Source organism: Streptomyces ureilyticus, assembly GCF_011045025.1.
GTDB lineage: Bacteria > Actinomycetota > Actinomycetes > Streptomycetales > Streptomycetaceae > Streptomyces > Streptomyces ureilyticus.
Genome location: NZ_JAAKZX010000020.1, coordinates 24,996 through 41,447, shown reverse-complemented (window position 1 = coordinate 41,447; position 16,452 = coordinate 24,996). Strand labels below are relative to the sequence as shown.

The window sequence follows — 16,452 nt, the reverse complement described above, 5'->3', positions numbered from 1 at the left end:
GCTTGACGTTCCACTGGTTACCGCTCTAGCGTCCAGGGCGTACTGCCTGTCTAGACTTATCCTTTCGAGTTTGCCGGAGGCCGTTCCACAGGAGCGCCCTGTCTCCGTCTGTCTCCGCCCTCGTACCGAGAGGTATCTGCACGTGTCATCGTGGATCCGTACCGCAGTCGGGATCGTCGAGCAGATTGCCGAGTCCCAGGCCGGCGCCGTCGAGGCCGCGGCTCAGATCGCCGCCGGGTCGATCGCCGCCGACGGGGTCGTCTACACCTTCGGCACCGGTCATTCGCGCATGCCGGTGGAGGAGATATTTCCCCGCTACGGCTCCTATCCCGGCTTCCAGCCGCTGGTGGAGCTGTCGATGACGTTCCACACCCAGGTGGTGGGGGCCAACGGACAGCGGCAGGCGATGTTCATCGAGCGCGTCGAGGGACTGGCCGACCAGATCCTGGCCAACTTCCGGCTGCGCCCTTCGGACAGCATGTTCATCTTCAGTGTCAGCGGGCTCAACGCCGTTCCCATCGAGATGGCGATGGGCGCGAAGAAGGCAGGGCTGCCGGTCATCGCGGCCACGTCGCTGCAGGAGACGAACGCCGCCGAACCGCGGCATCCGAGCGGCTCCCGGCTCGCCGACCACGCCGATGTGGTGATCGACCTGGGATCGCCGGTCGGCGACGCCATCTGCCACGTCGACGGCCTGGACGTTCCCGTCGGCCCGGTGAGTACCTTCACCGCGATCGCCGTGGTCAACGAGATCAAGGTCCGGGTCGCCGAACTGCTCGCCGAGCGGGGCGCCATGCCGCCGGTCATCACCAGTTCCCGCCTGGTCGGTGCGGACCGCAGCAACGAGCTGTTCGAGGGCGCCTATCTCGAATTCGCCCGCCGCTCCGCCGCCGCTCTGCGCACCGCGGACGGTGCGCCGTGAAGCGGCTGCTGGTGGCCGGCGCTCAGGGCGGGATCGGCGCCGCGTGCGTCAACGCGGCGCGGGCAGCCGGTGCCGAAGTCTTCGAGGCCGACCGCGACTCGTACGACATCACCGTATCCGCGGGTGCCGACGCGGCCGTGGCGCGAGCAGCCGAGGCCCTGGACGGTCTGGACGGCATCGTGCACGCGGTGGGCATGTCCGGCCGGCGTCTCGGCGACGGGCCGGTCGACGAGTGCGGCGACGAGGCATGGCGTGAAGTGCACCGGGTCGATCTCGACTCGGTGTTCTACCTGCTGCGTGCCGGCATACGGCGGCTGTCCGGCTCGGGCGGGTCGATCGTCGTGATCGGCTCCGCCCTGGCGAGCACGCTCGATGAGGACTTCCTCACCGCGGCCTACGCCAGCGCGAAGGGCGCCCTGGTTCCCCTGGTGCGCTCGGCCGCGTTCACCGGCGCCCCCAAGGGGGTGCGCGTCAACATCGTCGCGGCTGGCCTGGTGGACACCCCGATGGCCGCGCGTGCCATGACAGATCCCGCGATCCAGGACCGATTGCCGCGGCTGATGCCGCTCGGGGCGCGGGCCTGCAGCCCCGGAGAGATCGCCGACACCGTCATGTGGCTGCTGTCGGACTCTTCCTGCCGCACGACCGGCGCGGTCGTCCCCGTAGACGGAGGGTGGCACCTGAGGTGAACGGCACGCGCGTCAACCAGGCGGAGGCCGAGCGCCATCCGCTGCTGTGGGACGGTGATGTGGTGGTCGTCGGCGGAGGCTCGGCGGGCTCCGCGGCAGCCGTCGCGGCCACCCGACGGGGCGCCTCCACCCTGCTCGTGGAAAGCGCCGCTCACCTGGGCGGCACCGGGGCGAGTGTCCTGGACACCTTCTACGGCTTCTACGCGCCCGGTACGGGGGAGCGCGTCGTCGGCGGCGTGGGCTGGGAGGTGTGCCAGGAGCTCACCGATCGCAAGGCGGCCTTCGAACGCCCCAACACCTACGGCGCGGGCACCGGCATCACCTACGACCCCGAGACACTCAAGCTGGTCTGGGACGAACTCACCGGCAGGGCCGGGGTGCGGGTCCTGTTCCACGCGCGTGCGTCACGGGTGGTGATGGAGGGTCAGGACGTTCTCGGGGTGGTCGTCGAGACGGTCGCCGGCCCCGGATACGTACGGGCCGGGGCCGTCGTCGACGCCAGCGGTGATGCCGACATCGCCTGGCGCGCGGGGGCTGCGCTGGAGCGACCCGCCGAGGACCGCGTCGTGCAACCGCTCACCCAGACCTTCCGGCTCGCCGGTGTTGACGCCGAGGCGACCGGGACGGCGGAGCTGCACCGCCTGATGGCCCTGCACGCTGACTCGGGACCGCGTACGAGCTGCCCCGGCGCGAAGGTTCTGTTCACCGGACCACCGAACCTGGGGTCGTCCACACCAACGTGACCCGCGTCAGCGGCGTCGACCCGACCGACCCGTGGCAGCTCTCCGGAGCCGAACAGGAGGGGCGTCGTCAAGTCGTCGAGTACACCCGGTTCCTCGTCGAGCAGGTGCCGGGGTACGAACGGGCCTTCCTCATCGCGTCCGCGCCGCGGATCGGCGTGCGGGAGAGCCGCCGTCTGATCGGCGAGTACGTCCTGGGCAAGGAAGACGTCCTGAGTGCGCGTCAGTTCGAGGACTCCATCGCGCGCTGTGGGGCTCCGATCGAGGACCACGCCGCCGGGCAGCGGACGATCTGGCAGTACGTCGGCTCCGGTGACCAGAGGCCCACCGGCCGCACTTACGGTGTGCCCTACCGATGCCTGCTTCCCCGTGGCGTTGACGGTCTGCTCGTCGCGGGCCGGTGCCTGTCGGCCACCCACGACGCCCACGCCTCCGTCCGCTCCATCGGACAGTGCATGGCGATGGGGCAGGCCGCCGGGACCGCGGCGGCCCTGGTGGTCTCCGCCGGATGCCGGCCCCGCGACGCGAACATCGTCCAACTACGTGAACAACTCGCAGCCGATGGCGCCCTGATCGGACCCGACTGACCGTCTCTGCGTAAAAGGCTAGACAGGTTGTGCGTGCGCCGCTGACCCACTCAAGCGCTGATCGTGACGACTCAAATCAGTCAAAGTTTCTGATTCTTTACAACTCAACTGATTGACTGGACGATTTGCGCGCCTTAACTTCCCGTTAAGTCTATACAGGCAATACTGATCCATCAGGAGATCGTATGGTCGCGACCATGGGCGGTCCTCGCCCCGAAGGATCCGCCCTTGGGGTGGACATCGGGGGCACGAACATCAAATGGGTGCACCGTGCCGGCGCGGTCGTCGTCGCGCGGGGCACGCTGCCCACGCCGGCCGCCGGTCCCGCGCAGGTCGCCGCCACCATCGCCGAACTCGTGGGCGCGCGCACCGCCGAGGCCATCGGCGTGGCGCTGCCCGGCCATCTGAGCCCGGACCTGCGCTCCACCACCACCATTCCGAACATCGACGGCGAGTGGCAGGGTTACCCGCTTGCGGACACGCTCGAACGCGCGACCGCGAAGCCCGTCCTGCTGATGAACGACGCACGCGCGTTCGCCTCGGCGGAACTCGCTCTGGGCTCCGCGCGCGGTCACACCGACGTGGTGTTCATGACCATGGGCACCGGGATAGGCGGTGCGATCGCCCTGGGCGGCAGCGTCCTGCGCGGCCCCGGCGACAGGATCGGCGAAATCGGGCACATGACCGCCGCGCCCGGCGGAAGCCGCTGTGCGTGCGGAGCCCGCGGCTGCCTGGAGACGGTGTCGGGCGGCCGGGCGCTGGCAGTCGCCTGGTCCCGCGTGCTCGCCTCGCGCGGGACCGCGGACCAGGACCGGACCGCGACACCCGAAGACCTGGTCCGGGCCGCCCAGTCGGGCGACACCACGGCCCGAGAGATCCTCGATACGGCCGCCACGGCAGTAGGTACGGTCCTGGGCAGCGTGCTGACCCAGCTCGGTCTCTCGACGGTCGTCGTCGGCGGCGGCGTGGCGCCGGCCTTCGGCGTGATGCGACCGGCCGTCGAACTGGCACTGCGCGACCGTCGGCGACTGATCGGACCGGTGACGTTCCTGGCCGCCGCACTCGGCCCGTACGCCGGCGCGATGGGGGCGGCGCTGAACGCCACGGCGCAGCCCCGCGCCGTCGCTTCGGCACTGCCTCGGTTATCCGTCATCTGACGGTCCCCAGCACCCGTCGGCGAGCGGCGCGATCGGCGGACCGGCCCTCCTCCGCATCGGCGGGTGTCGCGCCGGCGAATGGGCTTCCGTCCTCACCGGCGGCCTCACACCCGGAGACCCTGCTTGGCCCGGCGAACGAATCCGAACGATCCTTGCCCGTCAGCCGTCAGCCGTCAGCCGTCAGCCGTCAGCCCCACCTGCCGACCGGCCTCCCCATCCGCATCTCATCTGCATCCCATCTCCTCCCAACGCGCCTTCCGTAGCGCGGGATCCGGCGCCCAGTCGGCCGGCCGTCGCCCTCCCCGCTCGGCGGCCGGTCTCCATCCCGCCCAGCCCAGGAGGGTTTCCCGATGATCGACGCGTTCGTCGACGACGGCTCGGTACAGAACGAACCGCGCCCCTCCGAGCGGCCAGAGCACACCGCACGACAGCAGTGGTGGCGCACCGCCGTCATCTACGAGGTGTACGTCCGCAGCTTCCTCGACAGCACCGGGGACGGCATCGGCGACCTCGCCGGTGTCCGCGCGGGCCTGCCGTACCTCAAGCGACTCGGTGTCGACGGCATATGGCTCAACCCGTTCTACCCCTCGCCGCAGTACGACCACGGCTACGACGTCGCCGACTACTGCGACGTGGATCCGGTCTACGGAGACCTGGACGAGTTCGGCGGCCTGGTGGACGACGCGCACCGACTCGGGTTCAAGGTGCTCATCGACATCGTCCCCAATCACTGCTCCAGCCGCCACCCGTGGTTCCTGCAGGCCCTGGCCGAAGGCCCGGACGGCGGTCCGGGCAGATCCCGCTTCCACTTCGCCGAGGGTCGTGGTGCGGGCGGCGAACTGCCGCCCAACAACTGGCACTCCATGTTCGGCGGACCCGCCTGGACCCGGGTGACCGAGCCGGACGGCACGCCGGGCCAGTGGTACCTGCACCTGTTCGGGCCGGAGCAGCCGGACTTGAACTGGCGTAACCCCGAGGTCGGTGGCTACTTCGAGCAAGTACTGCGGTTCTGGCTGGACCGTGGCGTCGACGGGTTCCGCATCGACGTGGCCACCGGCCTCTTCAAGCATCCCGCACTGCCGGACTCCCCGGACCCGGCAGCCGACGCGCGCGCCCGGGACACGGTCAACCCCCTGGCGTGGAACCAGCCCGAGACCCACGGTGTCTGGCGCATCTGGCGCGCCATCTGCGAGGAGTACACCGCCCGGGACGGCATCGACCGGCTGCTCGTCGGAGAGGTGTCCGTGCGCACCGCGGCCGAGCAGGCCGCCTATGTCCGCCCGGACGAGCTCCACCAGGCGTTCTTCTTCCACATGCTGACGGCCCCTTGGGACGCCGCCACCTTCCGCCGGGTCATCCAGGACGCGCTGCGGGACATAGCCGACACCGGGTCGACCATCACCTGGGTGCTCAACAATCACGATCAGGTCCGCACCGTCACCCGGTACGCGGCCGCCGCGCGCGCTCGCGCCGCGGCGCTGCTGATGCTCTCCCTGCCCGGCGCCGCCTACATCTACCAGGGCGAGGAGTTGGGCCTGCCGGAGGTCGTCGACCTGCCGGACGAGGTGCTCACCGACCCGATCTTCCATCGCAGCGGCAGTCGCGTGGGCATACGTGACGGCTGCCGCGTACCGCTGCCGTGGTCGGGGCACATGTCGCCGTTCGGTTTCACCTCGGGCGAAGGCGTCGCCAAGCCTTGGCTGCCCCAGCCCGAGTGGTTCGCGGAGCACACCACCGAGCGGGGCATGGCCGATCCCGATTCCTTCTGGCATCTGTATCGCGACGCGCTGCGGTTGCGCCAGAGCCTGCCGTCGCTCGGCAACGGGACGCTGCGCTGGCTGGATTCCCCGCCGCAGGTCCTGGCCTTCGTCCGCGGTGACGGGCTGGTGTGCGCCGTCAACTTCGGCGACGTCCCCTGTCCCGCCCCGGTCCACGGCACACCGCTGCTCGCGAGCGGTCCCTGCCCGCCCGGCACCCTCCCTGGCAGCACTGCCGCCTGGTGGGTGGCCGACGGCCTCACCGACTGATCCGTTGTCCGTCGCAACACGTTCCGTACGTCTTTCACAAAGGAGTGACCCAATGAATGGCAGAGCGGCAGTACTGACGGCCGTCGCCGTCCTGATGATCGGGGCCGCCGGGTGCGGTTCCTCGGACAAGGACGCCTCCAGCGCCCCCGCGACCACCGGTGCGGGCGGCGCCTCCACGTTGGACCTGCCCAAGCTCGACGGGCAGAAGCTGCAGGTGGCCGGCGTCTGGACAGGCGCCGAGCAGAAGAACTTCCTCAAGGTACTGGCCCGCTTCGACGAGTTGACGGGGGCAAGCACCACCTTCGTGCCCACCGGCGACAACGTGTCGACCTTCGTCGGCAGCAAGATCCAGGGCGGCTCTCCGCCGGACGTGGCCCTGCTGCCCCAGCCCGGCGTGCTGCAGCAGTTCGCCAAGGAGGGCTGGCTCAAGCCGCTCCAGCCCGCCGTGACCAAGGAGCTGGACCAGAACTACAGCAAGGCCTGGCGTGACCTGAGTACGTACGAGAACAAGCAGTACGGCGTGTTCTTCAAGGTCACCAACAAGTCCTTGTTCTGGTACAACACGGCGATCTGGGAGCAGGCCGGACTGAGCACCACCCCCACCACCTGGGAGCAACTGCTCAAGGACGGTCAGACACTCTCCGACTCCGGCACCCCGCCGTTCTCCATAGGCGGCGCCGAGGGCTGGCTCGTGACCGACTGGTTCGAGAACATCTACCTCAGCCAGGCCGGCCCGGCCATGTACGACAAGTTGACGAAGCATCAGATCAAGTGGACAGATCCATCGGTGACCAAGGCGCTGACCACGCTGGGCCAGATCTTCGGCAGGCCCGATCTGATGGCCGGAGGCACGCGCGGCACGCTGCAGACCGACTTCCCCACCTCGGTCGGCCAGGTCTTCTCCGACCCGCCCAAGGCCGCGCTGGTCTACGAGGGCGAGTTCATCGCGACCAACATCACACAGGAGACCACGGCCAAGGTCGGCACCGACGCCAAGGTCTTCCCCTTCCCGTCCGTGGACGGCGGCAAGGCACCAGTGGTGAGCAGCGGCGATGTCGCGGTCGCACTCAAGGACGGCGAAGGCGCGCAGGCGCTGATGCGCTTCCTGGTTTCCCCCGAGGCCGCGGAAATCGCCGTGCAGCAGGGCGGTTTCCTGTCTCCGAACAAGGCGGTCGCCTTCTCCAACTACCGCGACGACACCGTGCGGGGCATCGCGAAGAACCTGATCAAGGCCGGCGACAACATCCGGTTCGACATGTCCGACCAGGCGCCGGCCGCGTTCGGCGGAACCAAGGGGCAGGGGGAGTGGAAGGACCTGCAGGACTTCCTCGCCAAGCCCTCCGACGTCGCGGGCGCGCAGAAACAGCTCGAAGCGGACGCCGCGAAGGCGTTCGCCAAGGCCGGCTGAGGCAGCCGCCATGTCACAGACCCTTTCCCCTCCGTCCCCCGCCGCCCCCGCGGCGGCGGGGGCACCCGCCCGCCGCAGGAGGAGGACGCTCCGAGGCCGTAGCTGGATCGCGGTCTTCTTCCTGCTGCCCGCGCTGGTCCTGCTCGGCGCACTCGTGGTGTATCCGATCGTGTGGTCGGTGGTACGCAGTCTCTTCGGCCCCGACGGATTCACGCACTTCGTCGGGCTCTCCAACTACACCGACGTCTTCACCGACCACCAGACCCTCGTGGCCATCAAGAACAATGCGGTCTGGGTCGTGGTCGCACCCGTCGCGGCCACCGGGCTGGGCCTGATCTTCGCCGTGCTCACCGATCGGATCCGCTGGGGCACGGCATTCAAGCTGGTCGTCTTCATGCCGATGGCCATCTCCATGCTGGCCGCCGGCATCATCTTCCGGCTGGTCTACGACCAGGACCCCGGCAAGGGCGTGGCCAACGCGGTGGCGACCGGCGTCCACGACACCTTCTTCAAGGCATCGGCGTATCCCGGGGCTCATCCCCGCGTGGCGGGCCCCGGCAGCGGCACCCTGGCAGGGCCGGTCGGCGGCCCTTACACGAGCAGGCCCGTCAGCGCCGATGGCGGTCCGGCCACACTGCCACTGGTCGGTTTGCAGCCCAGCACGCTGACCGGCGCGACGCAGGCCGCTTCGCCGAGTGTTTGTCCGCAAGGTGCGTTGTGCGGCACGGTCTGGCTGGACTTCCAGCCGGGCGGCAGCACGCCCGGGAAGATCGACCAAGGGGAGAAGGCACTGTCCGGCGTCCGGGTCGAGGCTGTGCGTGACGGGCGCGTCATCGCCACGGCGACGGCCGCCAAGGACGGCGCCTTCGCCCTGCCCGCGAACCGGCTCGGCGCCTCACCGGTTCAACTGCGCCTGCCGGCCACGAACTTCACCGAGCAGTACGCGGGTGTCAACTGGCTCGGCCCGACCCTGGTCACCTGGTCGATCATCGGTGCCTACGTCTGGATGTGGACGGGCTTCGCGATGGTCCTCATCGCCGCCGGGCTGGCCGGGATTCCCCGGGAGTTGTTGGAGGCCGCACGTGTCGACGGCGCGAGGGAGTGGCAGGTCTTCCGCCGCATCACGGTGCCGCTCCTGGCGCCGGTGCTGGGCGTCGTCCTGGTCACGCTGGTGATCAATGTGCTGAAGATCTTCGACCTGGTGTACGTCATCGCGCCCGGCGCCAGCCAGCAGGACGCCAACGTACTGGCCCTGCAGCTCTATCTGTCCTCCTTCGGCGGCGGCAACGACCAGGGCACCGGCAGCGCGCTCGCCGTGCTCCTGCTCGCCCTGGTGGCCCCGGCCATGTTCCTCAACATCAAGCGGTTCCGAAAGGAGAGGTCACGATGACAACCCTTCAGACCGCCCAGGCCAGCCAGACCGACGCCACCGTCCCCACTGCCTCCGGCCGCCCGGGTCCGGGCGCTGCCGCCCGCGCGGCGCGTCGGCTCGTCGGCGGATCCACACGTCTGGTCCTGCTGGTGGTGGCCATGTTCTGGCTGCTGCCCACAGTCGGCCTGCTCCTCTCCTCGCTGCGCGGGCCACTGGACATCGGGTCGTCCGGCTGGTGGACCGTGCTCACCAAGCCCGCGCAGCTGACCCTGCACAACTACACCAGCCTGCTGGACGACTCGACGATCACGCATTCGTTCCTGAACAGTCTGCTGATCACTGTCCCCGCCACGCTGCTGGTGGTGGTTGTCGGCTCACTCGCCGGGTACGTCTTCGCCTGGGTCGAATTCCCAGGCCGGGACTGGGTGTTTCTGCTCATCGTCGGCCTGCTCGTGGTGCCCTTGCAGGTTGCGCTGGTGCCCATCACCAGCCTGTTCGGGGATCTCGGGATCTTCGGCAGCATCGCCGGCGTCGTCCTCTTCCACGTCGCTTTCGGCCTGCCGTTCGCGATCTTCCTGCTCCGGAACTTCTTCGCGGGCATCCCGCGCGAACTGCTGGAGGCCGCCCGTCTCGACGGGGCGGGCGAGTTGTGGCTCTTCGTCCGGGTGGTGGTTCCGCTCGGCGGGCCGGCGATAGCCTCGCTCGGCATCTTCCAGTTCCTGTGGGTCTGGAACGACATGCTCGTCGCGCTCATCTTCGCCGACGCGGATTCCGCCCCGCTCACCGTGGCCTTGCAACAGCAGACCCGCCAGTTCGGCACCAATATCGACGTCCTGTCCTCCGGGGCCTTCCTCTCCATGATCATCCCGCTGGTGGTCTTCTTCGCCTTCCAGCGGCAGTTCGTCAGCGGCGTCATGGCAGGAGCGCTGAAGTAAGCCGCTCGTGCTCGCGTCGCCGGGCCCGGACCGGACAACTGCCCGGTCCGGGCCCGGCGACGCGAGGCCTTCCAGACCCTGCCCCAGAGAGCCGTACCGCCAAGTGATGGTGGCCTGCGCCGACGCCTGGGAGCGCCTCGGGAAGCGCCTATGGAGGCGGGCCTTTCCAATTTCTTTGTGGGGATGGGCGTTGCCGCGCCCGATGCTGCGCCGAAGTGAACGCACAGCGGCAGTCCAGCCAACTTCCCACATGGCACTGCTCCTTGGCACCCGAAGGACCGCATACTCGCTGAGGCTCCACGTATGGCAGACCCTCAGGGAGGCAGAGCATGGCCCTCACCACCCGTCGCAGAGCGCTCACCACCTTTGCCGCCGCCCTCGCGGGCTCGGTCGCCGTGCCGGTGTACGCGCAGGCGAGCGAGCGGAAGCACGGCCCGCGCCCGCTGTGGCGCGCCCACGCGCACAACGACTACCTGCACCCCAGGCCCCTCTTCGACGCCCTGGACCACTGGTTCGGCAGCCTCGAGGCCGATATCTTCCTCGTCGGCGACCAGCTTCTGGTGGCCCATGACGCGGTCGATCTCGATCCGGCCCGCACGCTCGAGTCGCTGTACCTCGACCCGCTCGCCCACCGTGTGAAGGCCAACCACGGTTCGGTGTACCGGGGTTACCGCAAGCCGATCCAGCTCCTCATCGACCTCAAGACCGAGGGCTCCTCGACGTACCTCGAACTCGACCGCCATCTGCGCCGCTACAAGCACCTGTTCACGACGTACGCGCACGGGCGGGTCTTCCCCGGCCCGGTCACCGCCGTGATCTCCGGCGACCGTGCGGCCCGTACACCCATGGAGGTCCAGACCGTGCGGCGCGCGTTCTACGACGGCCGTCTCGCCGACCTCGGCGGCCCGGCGCCCGCCTCCTTCATCCCGCTGATCAGCGACAACTGGAACCTCAACTTCACCTGGCAGGGCACCGGTCTGTTCCCCGAAGCCGAGCGTCAGAAGCTGCGGAGCATCATCGCGACGGCCCACTCGCGCCGCCAGAAGGTCCGCTTCTGGGCAACGCCCGACCTGGCGGGCCCGGCCCGCGACGCGCTCTGGGGCGAACTCCTCGCCGCCGACGTCGACTACATCAACACCGACGATCTCGCAGGCCTCGAGAAGTTCTTGGACGCCAACGTGCGGGCGTAGCCCAGCGCTTGCACAAGCAGTCAACACACGATCGGCGGACACGTCAGCTGCCTGGACGAACCTCCCGCTACGCCACACTTGCGGCCGAAAGCCGCGATGTGGGCGTGGCGGAGGAGGTTGACGATGGCCATTTCCATCTCTGTGGTGCTGCTGCTCGTGGTGCTGGCAGTGATCTTCATGCGTAGCGGTGCGTTGAAGATCCCGCACGCTCTGGTGTGCATCCTGCTCGGTTTCTATCTCGCGAGCACGAGCATGGCGCCGACCATTCACGACGGCATCTCGGCGACAGCGGACATGGTCGGCGGCCTGAGGCCGTGAGGCGCTGAGGCCCTGAGCCCGGACAAGGTCTCACGGCGACTCAGGGCCCGCTCACGGTCTGGAGAACACTCCGATCCCGTTCGGCACCGGGCGCTCGGCTCCGGCGCTGGGATGGTTGCGTATGCTCACCGCAGCCGCTCCGGGCTCCCGGGCGACCAGCGTGGTGGACCCGCCGCCGTCGAGACTGAAGGCGTCGAGGGAGCCCAACTGCCGCATGATGGCGGCCACTTCGGCGATCGTGAGGCCGGTACGGAACTCCGGCGCACCGTCCAGCGCGAGCAGCGTCAGGCGTCTTCCGCCGTGCGAGACGCCCGCTGCCGTCCGCACCGCCGCGGTCGCGTTGTCGAGACCGGCGAGCGGCTGACCACCCCTCAGGACCGGGTAGCCGCCCACCACGAAGCGGTACGGAATCCTGGACGCGGCCGCGACGAGTCGGTGCCGCACCTTGACCCGCTCGCCCAGCGACAGCTTCCGCAGCTGCTGGGCACCCGCCTCCCGGCCGACCAGGACCGTGGTGCCGGCCGCGATGGGACCGCTGCCCGGCGTGTCGGCGAAGGACACGACGCGGCCGTCCTCGACCGTCACCTCATGAGTGTCCGCGCTGCAGGGCGCGGCCCGGTCGGTGTCCGTGCCGCAGGTGGCCCGCAGCCGGGAGACACTGCCCCAGTCCGAGGTGAAAGCGCCGACGGAACCGACCGGCAGCGCGTACTGGTTGAGCCCGCCGAGCGGCAGCCGTGTCGCACGCGTACGGACCGAACCGTCGAGGGCCATGCTGTCGAGGCGGGCCCGCCCGTCGGTGCCCACGCCCAGCACGTCCCTCGTGCTCGTACCAGGCGGGAGAGCGGGACCGAACCGCTGACCGTCCGGAACCGCCGCCTTGAGCGTGCGCCCGCTCGCGATCGCCGGGCCGACGGACGCGCCCGTCGCCTCGACTCCCGGATGCTGGGTCTCGGTGATGTTGAAGAAGTCGCCGTTGACGCCCGCGACGGCGCCGCGCACGTCGGCCAGTTGAGAGACGGGGGCGCGGGCCGCCACCGCGCCGGGGTACATGAGGTCGACCCTCACCCGGGGATCGCGGAGATCGACGCTCAGCACATGTGCGTGGGCCACCCCCTTGGCGGCTGGAATGTCGAACTCCGAGTACGCCACCCCCGGAGCGATCGCGACCGGGGCCACCGAGGGCTTGGCGCCCTCCACGCCGCCGGCCGGTGCCGCCCCCACCAGGGCGGCACCGGCCAGCACACTCCATACCGCGAGAACCGTCAGCACGGTTCTGAACCGTCCACGTCCCATACCGCCCCCTGCTGTCTCCACCGGTCTCCTCAACGAGCCCAGGACACAGGGGAGTTCACCACAAGGTGGTTGACGTGACGATGCTACGTACCGACGAGACGCGAACGGATCAGAAAACGCACTCCTTCGGGTGCCTCCAGCGAGAAGCCGCTGCCTCGCCCTTCCACCACGTCGACGATCAGCCGGGTGTGACTCCACACCTCGTACTGACTCTTCGACATCCAGAACGACACCGGCTCGTCAACGCCGTCGACGGCGAGCGAGGCCAGCAGCACATCGGAGTCACCGGTCCGGAACTCGCCCTCCGGGTAACACATGGGCGCACTGCCGTCGCAGCAGCCGCCGGACTGATGGAACATCAGCGGGCCATGGGCGGCACGGAGGCGCCGCAGCAACTGGGCAGCGGCAGGTGTCAACTCCACGCGGGGGGCGGGTGAGTTCACCGTGCATCACTCCTCAGCGCTTGCCGGTGCTGGGCGGTGACTGAGTCAAGCACCTGTCCCGTTGCAAGAAGGTTGCACGCGGAGAAGTGACGTACGGGGGACTGGCCGGACCGGCGCCGTCAGGGCAGCTGGACCAGAGTGAGCTGGTACTCCTCCACCTGGGGCAGTCGCTGGTCGGCGAGGCCGGCCAGCATCTCCTGGTACGCGGAGGGCAGCTCCTCGTGCATCCGCGGCGGCAGACTGGTGAGCCGGTGGGAGGCGAGGAGCCTGGACCCGGGCCGCCAGTCGGCGAGTTCGGCCGGGTCCGCGCAGGCCCACCGCATCCGGGCTTCGACCTTGCTCAGCGCGTCATGCTCGTCCTGGGTGCCGACGATGCCGGGACCGGCGGTGTCCAGGGCCAGCAGTGAACCGGGGAACCGGTCGGCGATCAGGTCCACGACGTGCCGTACGTCCTGCTCCTCCAGGAACGGCAGCACGGCTTCGGCGGCGAAGAGGTACGGGCCGGTGGACCCGGTGGCAACGGTGTCGGCCCACGCGCTGTCAGTGACCGAGGCGGCGATCATCGTCCGGCGCGGGGTGTCCGTGAAGAGGGTGCGGCGCAGTTCGATCACGTCGGGCAGATCGAGGTCGAACCAGCGGGCCTTGCCGTTGTCGACTCGTTCATACCGGGTGTTGAGGCCGGTGCCGAGCTCCACCACCGTGCCGGTGGGGTTTTCGGCGAGGAAGTCCGTCACCCATCGGTCGAAGAGGGAGGTGCGCAGTACGGTGCCGACCAGGCTGGGCAGGTTCTCGAAGCGCGCGAAGTCGTAGTCGATCGACGCGACGATCTCCTCGGCTCGCGCGTCACGCAGGGCCGCGTCCTTCTTGCGGTTCTCCACCGCCCGGCCGTACAGCGGGATCAGCAGCGTCTCCTGGACCGTGCCCAGGCGTACATCGCGCTCGGTCATGCCAACCTCCCAGATCGCTGTCCGTATCCGGTCGGGCGGCGCCGTGGCCGACCACCGCCCGACCCGGGGTCTTCAGTCAGGCTCCGGCTACGAGTTCGGAGTGCTCGTGCTCGCAGGCATCGTCGATGCCGTACGTGTCCCAGGCGGGGAACGGATCGACGGTCGGCGTGCTCTCGCCGTCCCTCATCAGGCAGTCGGCCAGCGCCGCCCGCAGCGCCTCGGCGCGCAGCCCGGTGCCGATGAACACCAGTTCCTGGCCGGAGGGGCTCTCCGCGCCGAGGGCAGCGGAGGGCTCGAAGCGGGCGACGGAACCGGCCTGCGACCACAGGCCCGTCACCTGCGCGCGGCTCGCCAGCCAGAAGAAGCCCTTGGACCGCAGGACCTGCCCGAAGGCCCCGCTGTCGAGCTCCTCGGTGACGAACGTCCACAACCGCCCCGGATGGAACGGCACTTGGGAGCGGAAGACCGTGGAGGAGATGCCGTACTCCTCGGTCTCCGGGACGCGGTCGCCGTTCAGCTCCATGACCCAGCCCGGCGCCTGCTGGGCGCGATCGAGGTCGAACAGGCCGGTGCCTAGCACCTCGCCCACGTTCACCCGGCCGTGCGCGACGGGAACGATCCTCGCCACGGGGTTGAGGCGGGTGAGGGCCGCACGGAGCCGGGCCGCGCTCTCGTCGTCGACCAGGTCGAGCTTGTTCAGCACGATGACGTCGGCGAACTCGATCTGGTCCATCAGCAGATCGCTGACGGTGCGCTCGTCGTTCTCGTACTGGTCGAGGCCCCGCTCGGCGAGCTCGTCGCCGTTCGCCAGCTCGGGCAGGAAGTTGGCGGCGTCGACGACCGTGACCATGGTGTCGAGCCGGGCGAGATCGCCGAGCACGGCTCCGTCGTCGCGGGCGAAGGCGAACGTGGCGGCGACCGGCATCGGCTCGGAGATGCCGCTGGACTCGATGAGGAGATAGTCGAAGCGGCCTTCGCGGGCCAGCCGGTCGACCTCCTCCAGCAGATCGTCGCGCAGCGTGCAGCAGATGCAGCCGTTGGTCAACTCGACCAGGCGTTCCTCGGTGCGCGAGAGGGTGGCCTCGCCGCCGCGCACGAGGGCCGCGTCGATGTTGATCTCGCTCATGTCGTTGACGATGACCGCGACACGCAGTCCCTCACGGTTGCCGAGGACATGGTTGAGCAGAGTGGTCTTGCCCGCGCCGAGAAATCCGGAGAGCACGGTCACGGGCAGCCGGTCGTCCGCCATGCCGCTCAGTCCTCGGGGTGCAGCAGACCGCGTTCGTACGCCTTCACCAGCCGCTGCGGCACCTGGTGGACGGTCCCGTCGATCGTGACCGGCACGAGCTGCGGGGTGCTGGCCTTCCACTGGGCGCGACGGTGACGGGTGTTGCTGCGGGACATCTTCCGCTTGGGAACGGCCATGGGGTCCTCCTTGGTGAGCGAGCGACCCAGACGCTACATGAAAATGGATCCCATTACGAAATGTGTTGCCCGGCCCGGCGGGCGGGTCAGGGCGAGACGAGGCGGAGGATCGCGGTGCCGTCGGGGCTGGGCACCACTTGCAGCGCGACCGTGCCGGCTTCCTTGGCGGGCGGACCCCCGGCCGCTCCGCACTGGGTGCCGCTGCCATTGCTGTGGAAGTAGGTGGTGCAGCCGCTGCCCTTGCCGCTCGCAGTGCCGCTGGTCGAGCCGCCGTTTTTGCTGGTGCCGTGGGTCACCTTGAAACCGGCCTCGTTCTTGCCGACCTTGGTCACGGACAGTTTGGCGGGGCCGGCGGGGATCTTGATGTCGAACGTCACCGGCTTGGACACCGCGATCTCGCAGTTGCCGTCGGCGCACGCGCCCGTGTCGGTGCCGTCCGCCGCCGTGACCGTAGGGGACGGAGACGGGCTCTTCGAGCTGTCGTCCGCACGAGAGTCCGGGGACTCGGTCTTACCCGTGCCCGCGCCCGCGGCAGCATCACCGGAGTCATCGCCGGAACCGCCGCAGCCGGCCACGGTCAGCAGCGCGAGCGTCGCCAGCAGCGCACCGCCCGCCAGTCGTCCCGTACGTCCCGCCGTGGTCAGCCTTGTCATGGTGTTCCCATCCCTTTCGTGACTCGCCCGAGAGCAGGCGGCGAGTCTATTGAGGGGCCGACGGGACGGGTCCCGAAACCGTCGCCCGGGCGACGTGGGGTCCTTTGTTCCCTTCCCTTACTCCGGGTGGTATGTCTGTGCCGCTGTGACTCGGGTGCCCGCGCGACGGCGTCCGCGAGTGATCTGGCTCACGTCAGCTTTCTGTCAGGTGACTGTCCGGGAGGTGTCAGTCCGGTCCGCTTCCATGTGCTCATCGAGGCCTGCGACCACCGGCGGGCATTCCGCTGCCCGGCGCATCGGGTCGGGTCGGCGCACCGTACAACGGCAGTTGTTCACGGACAGCACG

Annotated in this window: 17 protein-coding genes; 11 read left to right on the top strand and 6 right to left on the bottom strand. The window is 69.4% G+C overall.

The window, feature by feature from the left end; genetic code table 11:
* Nucleotides 1–142: 142 nt before the first annotated feature.
* The 11 genes from G6048_RS09345 to G6048_RS09300 all read left to right on the top strand — a co-directional run bounded on the left by G6048_RS09345 (nucleotide 143) and on the right by G6048_RS09300 (nucleotide 11,345).
* Nucleotides 143–922 (top strand): sugar isomerase domain-containing protein, encoded by a 780-nt coding sequence (locus tag G6048_RS09345; RefSeq protein ID WP_206341380.1) that lies wholly within the window; start codon nucleotides 143–145, stop codon nucleotides 920–922.
* Nucleotides 919–1,611: an SDR family oxidoreductase gene (locus tag G6048_RS09340; RefSeq protein ID WP_165338994.1), complete on the top strand. Its 693-nt coding sequence runs from the start codon at nucleotides 919–921 to the stop codon at nucleotides 1,609–1,611. Before G6048_RS09345 ends, G6048_RS09340 begins: the two co-directional genes overlap by 4 nt.
* A complete protein-coding gene (locus G6048_RS50870) occupies nucleotides 1,608–2,354 on the top strand; it encodes an FAD-dependent oxidoreductase (RefSeq protein WP_206341379.1) in 747 nt (248 codons plus the stop codon). Before G6048_RS09340 ends, G6048_RS50870 begins: the two co-directional genes overlap by 4 nt.
* On the top strand, nucleotides 2,291–2,938 hold the full coding sequence (locus G6048_RS50865; RefSeq protein WP_206341383.1) for an FAD-dependent oxidoreductase: 648 nt from the start codon (nucleotides 2,291–2,293) through the stop codon (nucleotides 2,936–2,938). Before G6048_RS50870 ends, G6048_RS50865 begins: the two co-directional genes overlap by 64 nt.
* A gap of 185 nt (nucleotides 2,939–3,123) precedes the next feature.
* A complete protein-coding gene (locus tag G6048_RS09330; RefSeq protein ID WP_165338993.1) occupies nucleotides 3,124–4,095 on the top strand; it encodes an ROK family protein in 972 nt (323 codons plus the stop codon).
* Between the two features lie 350 nt (nucleotides 4,096–4,445).
* Nucleotides 4,446–6,122, top strand: a complete 1,677-nt coding sequence (locus G6048_RS09325; RefSeq protein ID WP_165338992.1) for a glycoside hydrolase family 13 protein — start codon at nucleotides 4,446–4,448, stop codon at nucleotides 6,120–6,122.
* A gap of 52 nt (nucleotides 6,123–6,174) precedes the next feature.
* Entirely contained in the window at nucleotides 6,175–7,530 is a 1,356-nt protein-coding gene (locus tag G6048_RS09320) for an ABC transporter substrate-binding protein (protein WP_033325032.1), read from the top strand.
* Nucleotides 7,531–7,540: 10 nt separating this feature from the next.
* Nucleotides 7,541–8,920, top strand: coding sequence for a carbohydrate ABC transporter permease (locus G6048_RS09315; RefSeq protein WP_165338991.1), 1,380 nt, complete (start codon nucleotides 7,541–7,543; stop codon nucleotides 8,918–8,920).
* Nucleotides 8,917–9,837 (top strand): carbohydrate ABC transporter permease, encoded by a 921-nt coding sequence (locus G6048_RS09310; RefSeq protein ID WP_165338990.1) that lies wholly within the window; start codon nucleotides 8,917–8,919, stop codon nucleotides 9,835–9,837. The genes G6048_RS09315 and G6048_RS09310 overlap by 4 nt, the downstream gene beginning before the upstream one ends.
* 329 nt (nucleotides 9,838–10,166) lie before the next feature.
* Entirely contained in the window at nucleotides 10,167–11,027 is an 861-nt protein-coding gene (locus G6048_RS09305) for a phosphatidylinositol-specific phospholipase C/glycerophosphodiester phosphodiesterase family protein (RefSeq protein WP_165338989.1), read from the top strand.
* Nucleotides 11,028–11,150: 123 nt separating this feature from the next.
* The gene (locus tag G6048_RS09300; RefSeq protein ID WP_165338988.1) at nucleotides 11,151–11,345 is read left to right on the top strand and encodes a hypothetical protein; all 195 of its coding nucleotides are present in this window, start codon (nucleotides 11,151–11,153) and stop codon (nucleotides 11,343–11,345) included.
* 51 nt (nucleotides 11,346–11,396) lie between these two features.
* On the opposite strand, the gene G6048_RS09295 is transcribed toward G6048_RS09300, so the two are convergent.
* The 6 genes from G6048_RS09295 to G6048_RS09270 form a co-directional block, all read right to left on the bottom strand.
* Nucleotides 11,397–12,638 carry a phosphodiester glycosidase family protein gene (locus tag G6048_RS09295; protein WP_165338987.1) on the bottom strand — a complete coding sequence of 414 codons (1,242 nt, stop codon included), beginning with the start codon at nucleotides 12,636–12,638 and terminating at the stop codon, nucleotides 11,397–11,399.
* Between the two features lie 83 nt (nucleotides 12,639–12,721).
* Entirely contained in the window at nucleotides 12,722–13,081 is a 360-nt protein-coding gene (locus G6048_RS09290; protein ID WP_165338986.1) for a DUF779 domain-containing protein, read from the bottom strand.
* Between the two features lie 119 nt (nucleotides 13,082–13,200).
* Nucleotides 13,201–14,028 carry a class I SAM-dependent methyltransferase gene (locus G6048_RS09285; RefSeq protein WP_165338985.1) on the bottom strand — a complete coding sequence of 276 codons (828 nt, stop codon included), beginning with the start codon at nucleotides 14,026–14,028 and terminating at the stop codon, nucleotides 13,201–13,203.
* 76 nt (nucleotides 14,029–14,104) lie between these two features.
* Entirely contained in the window at nucleotides 14,105–15,277 is a 1,173-nt protein-coding gene (locus G6048_RS09280; RefSeq protein WP_165338984.1) for a GTP-binding protein, read from the bottom strand.
* Nucleotides 15,278–15,282: 5 nt separating this feature from the next.
* Nucleotides 15,283–15,453, bottom strand: a complete 171-nt coding sequence (gene rpmF, locus G6048_RS09275) for a 50S ribosomal protein L32 (RefSeq protein WP_165338983.1) — start codon at nucleotides 15,451–15,453, stop codon at nucleotides 15,283–15,285.
* Between the two features lie 86 nt (nucleotides 15,454–15,539).
* Complete coding sequence (locus G6048_RS09270; RefSeq protein ID WP_165338982.1) at nucleotides 15,540–16,106, bottom strand: hypothetical protein; 567 nt, start codon at nucleotides 16,104–16,106, stop codon at nucleotides 15,540–15,542.
* Nucleotides 16,107–16,452 lie beyond the last annotated feature (346 nt).

Bases quoted from the DNA above. Each gene is read 5' to 3' on its own strand.
- G6048_RS09285 (WP_165338985.1), bottom strand. From the start codon at position 14,028: ATGACCGAGCGCGATGTACGCCTGGGCACGGTCCAGGAGACGCTGCTG.
- G6048_RS09320 (WP_033325032.1), top strand. From the start codon at position 6,175: ATGAATGGCAGAGCGGCAGTACTGACGGCCGTCGCCGTCCTGATGATC.
- G6048_RS09330 (WP_165338993.1), top strand. From the start codon at position 3,124: ATGGTCGCGACCATGGGCGGTCCTCGCCCCGAAGGATCCGCCCTTGGG.
- G6048_RS09270 (WP_165338982.1), bottom strand. From the start codon at position 16,106: ATGACAAGGCTGACCACGGCGGGACGTACGGGACGACTGGCGGGCGGT.
- rpmF (WP_165338983.1), bottom strand. From the start codon at position 15,453: ATGGCCGTTCCCAAGCGGAAGATGTCCCGCAGCAACACCCGTCACCGT.
- G6048_RS09310 (WP_165338990.1), top strand. From the start codon at position 8,917: ATGACAACCCTTCAGACCGCCCAGGCCAGCCAGACCGACGCCACCGTC.
- G6048_RS09315 (WP_165338991.1), top strand. From the start codon at position 7,541: ATGTCACAGACCCTTTCCCCTCCGTCCCCCGCCGCCCCCGCGGCGGCG.
- G6048_RS09305 (WP_165338989.1), top strand. From the start codon at position 10,167: ATGGCCCTCACCACCCGTCGCAGAGCGCTCACCACCTTTGCCGCCGCC.
- G6048_RS09300 (WP_165338988.1), top strand. From the start codon at position 11,151: ATGGCCATTTCCATCTCTGTGGTGCTGCTGCTCGTGGTGCTGGCAGTG.
- G6048_RS09295 (WP_165338987.1), bottom strand. From the start codon at position 12,638: ATGGGACGTGGACGGTTCAGAACCGTGCTGACGGTTCTCGCGGTATGG.
- G6048_RS09325 (WP_165338992.1), top strand. From the start codon at position 4,446: ATGATCGACGCGTTCGTCGACGACGGCTCGGTACAGAACGAACCGCGC.
- G6048_RS09280 (WP_165338984.1), bottom strand. From the start codon at position 15,277: ATGGCGGACGACCGGCTGCCCGTGACCGTGCTCTCCGGATTTCTCGGC.